The 3,132-nt window shown below is 34.9% G+C and carries 2 protein-coding genes; both read left to right on the top strand.

From position 1 onward, the window contains the following. Positions 1 to 1,373 (top strand): sodium:proton antiporter NhaD (gene nhaD / locus HMPREF9144_RS06860; protein WP_006045197.1); only part of this gene is annotated, 1,373 nt, incomplete at its 5' end. Between the two features lie 279 nt (positions 1,374 to 1,652). Continuing rightward, positions 1,653 to 3,029, top strand: coding sequence for a tryptophanase TnaA (tnaA, locus tag HMPREF9144_RS06855; RefSeq protein ID WP_040595636.1), 1,377 nt, complete (start codon positions 1,653 to 1,655; stop codon positions 3,027 to 3,029). The last annotated feature ends 103 nt before the right edge of the window (positions 3,030 to 3,132 follow it).

Here is a 3,132-nt window from a genome sequence, read left to right as displayed (position 1 = left end):
TAACCATTGCGATTATAGTCGTGTTTGTTCTTGGCTACGCATCGATAGCCATGGAGAGCTTAGTGAAAATAGATAAAGCTGCCATAGCTTTGTTGATGTTTGTATTCTGTTGGACATTATATATGTTCGATCCAACACCGTTTGTTCAGTTAATGCATGCAGGGAATGTATCAGAATGGACAGGAAACGTAACAGATTTTGTTAATAAACTCATTATAGAACATTTAGGAGATACTTCAACTACCTTGTTCTTCTTAATGGGAGCAATGACAATAGTTGAAATTGTAGACCAAAATGGTGGTTTCAATTGGGTAAAGGGCGTTATGCAAACAAAAACTAAACGTGCTTTATTATGGCGTATAGCTTTTATGACTTTCTTTTTGTCGGCTATCTTGGATAATCTCACAACAAGTATAGTTATGATAATGATACTTCGTAAACTCATTTCCGATAAACAAGACAGAATGATTTATGCAGCATTAGTTATAATAGCGGCTAATTCCGGAGGAGCTTTCTCACCAATCGGCGATGTTACAACTATTATGTTGTGGAATGCAGGAATGATAACTGCAGTAGGAGTTATTAGCGAAATATTTGTTCCTTCTGTTATTTCTATGCTTATTCCTGCGTTTATTTTGCAATATATGCTAAAGGGCGAGTTATCTCAACCTACTAATTCTGAAACAGAAACATCTGAAACTGGAGAATTTGGAAGTACAGAACGAAAAATAGTATTTATAGTTGGTGTAGGTGGTTTATGCTGTGTTCCCATTTTTAAGTCAATAACACATCTTCCACCATTTGTAGGTATTATGCTTGTTTTGGGATTATTGTGGAGTATAACAGAATTGTTCTATAGAAATTTGCATCGTAAAAAGGGAGATGGTGTAAGTTTTTCTAAACGTGTAACAGCTCTTTTGTCTCGTATAGATATGTCTACCATACTTTTCTTCCTTGGAATCTTAATGGCTGTTGCATGTTTAGAGGAAATTGGTGTATTAATGAATCTAGGAAAATCGTTGAATGTTGTATTTGATGGTAATCATTATGCTGTAACAGGAATTATTGGTGTGCTATCGTCTATAGTAGATAATGTTCCTTTAGTTGCAGGAAGTATGGGAATGTACCCAATTGAAGCATCAGGAGATATGGCAGTTGATGGAATTTTCTGGCAACTATTAGCATATTGTGCAGGTGTCGGAGGTTCAATGCTTATTATTGGTAGTGCAGCTGGCGTTGTTGTTATGGGATTAGAAAAGATAACCTTTGGTTGGTATATGAAGAAAATTACCTGGATAGCCTTTGTAGGTTATATTGCAGGTATTCTTTCTTACTATCTTATTCGTTCATTCATATTCAAAACTCCATTGTAAAAAACAAAAGAATATAATAAAATAAGAGAAAGGTTATCATCGTAAAGTTAAATTTAGACTACGATGATGACCTTTTTCAGTCTCACTATTGTGAAACTTTCTAATAAGCTAGACAAGCTATCTAATTCCAAATATCTATTAATCTGAGAAACTTTTTGCAGAAAATATACACAGATGGAAAAGAATTGTGTATATTTGCAACGGAAAAACCTATTTATCCTTAGTGAAAATAGAATTCTTATAACCATTATACAACAACAATTAAAAACAAATCAGATTATGGAAATACCATTTGCTGAATCTTGGAAAATCAAGATGATCGAATCAATTAAGAAAAGTACACGTGAAGAAAGAGAACAATGGCTAAAAGAGGCACATTATAATGTGTTTCAGCTAAAAGCAGAACAAGTTTACATTGATTTACTTACTGATAGTGGCACTGGTGCAATGTCAGATAAACAATGGGCAGCAATGATGTTGGGCGATGAAAGTTATGCAGGAGCTACCTCTTTCTATAAATTTTCAGAAACAGTACAGCGACTTCTTGGAATGAAATATGTTATTCCTACTCATCAAGGACGTGCTGCTGAGAATGTTCTCTTTTCACATCTTGTAAAAGCAGGTAATGTTATACCAGGAAATGCACATTTCGATACAACAAAAGGACATATAGAGAGCAGAAAAGCGCATGCAATTGACGTTACAACTGATGATGCGAAAGATACTCAAAAAGAAGTTCCTTTTAAAGGAAATGTCTGCCTAAATAAACTTGAAAAAGTATTGAAAGAAAACAAGGGTAATGTTCCATTTATGGTACTCACTGTTACAAATAATACAGTAGGAGGCCAGCCCGTTAGTATGAAAAATATAAAAGAAACTTGTGCTCTTTGTCATAAATATGGTGTACCCGTTATTATGGATTCTGCTAGATTTGCAGAAAATGCTTATTTCATAAAAGTGCGCGAAGAAGGTTATGCTGATAAGACTATCAAAGAAATTGTGCAAGAAATGTATGAAGCAGCTGATGCTGCTACAATGTCTGCAAAGAAAGATGGCGTAGTAAATATGGGAGGCTTTATTGCTACTAATAATAAAGAATGGTTCGAAGGAGCAAAAATGTTCTGTATCCCAATGGAAGGTTATGTAACTTATGGTGGAATGAGTGGACGTGACCTTAACGCATTGGCACAAGGATTAGAAGAAAATACAGAATTCGATATGCTTCAAACACGTATTCATCAGGTAGAATATTTAGCAAAGAAATTAGATGAATATGGAATTCCTTATCAACGTCCTGCTGGAGGACATGCAATATTTGTAGATGCAAGCAAAGTTCTTACTCACGTTCCTAAAGAAGAATTTCCAGCACAAACATTAACATGTGAACTTTATCTTGAAGCAGGTATTCGTGGCGTAGAAGTTGGTTATATGCTTGCAGATCGTGACCCAGAAACTGGTGAGAATCGCTTTGGAGGACTCGATCTTTTACGTCTAGCAATCCCTCGTCGTGTATATACAGATAATCACATGAATGTTGTTGCGGCTGCTTTGAAGAACGTTTTTGATAGAAGAGAAAGTATTACTCGTGGTGTTGAAATTGAATGGGAGGCTCCATTAATGAGACATTTCACAGTTCAATTGAAACGTCTTCAATAATATCCATTTAATTCTGGTTAGAATATAAGTTCGTAAAAATAGAATCAGATTAAATAAAATCAAAAGAGGGTGTGTCAAAATTGATACATCCTCTTTTTTCTCC

This window comes from Prevotella pallens ATCC 700821 (assembly GCF_000220255.1).
Lineage (GTDB): Bacteria > Bacteroidota > Bacteroidia > Bacteroidales > Bacteroidaceae > Prevotella > Prevotella pallens.
This window is presented reverse-complemented; position numbering and strand designations above follow the sequence as displayed.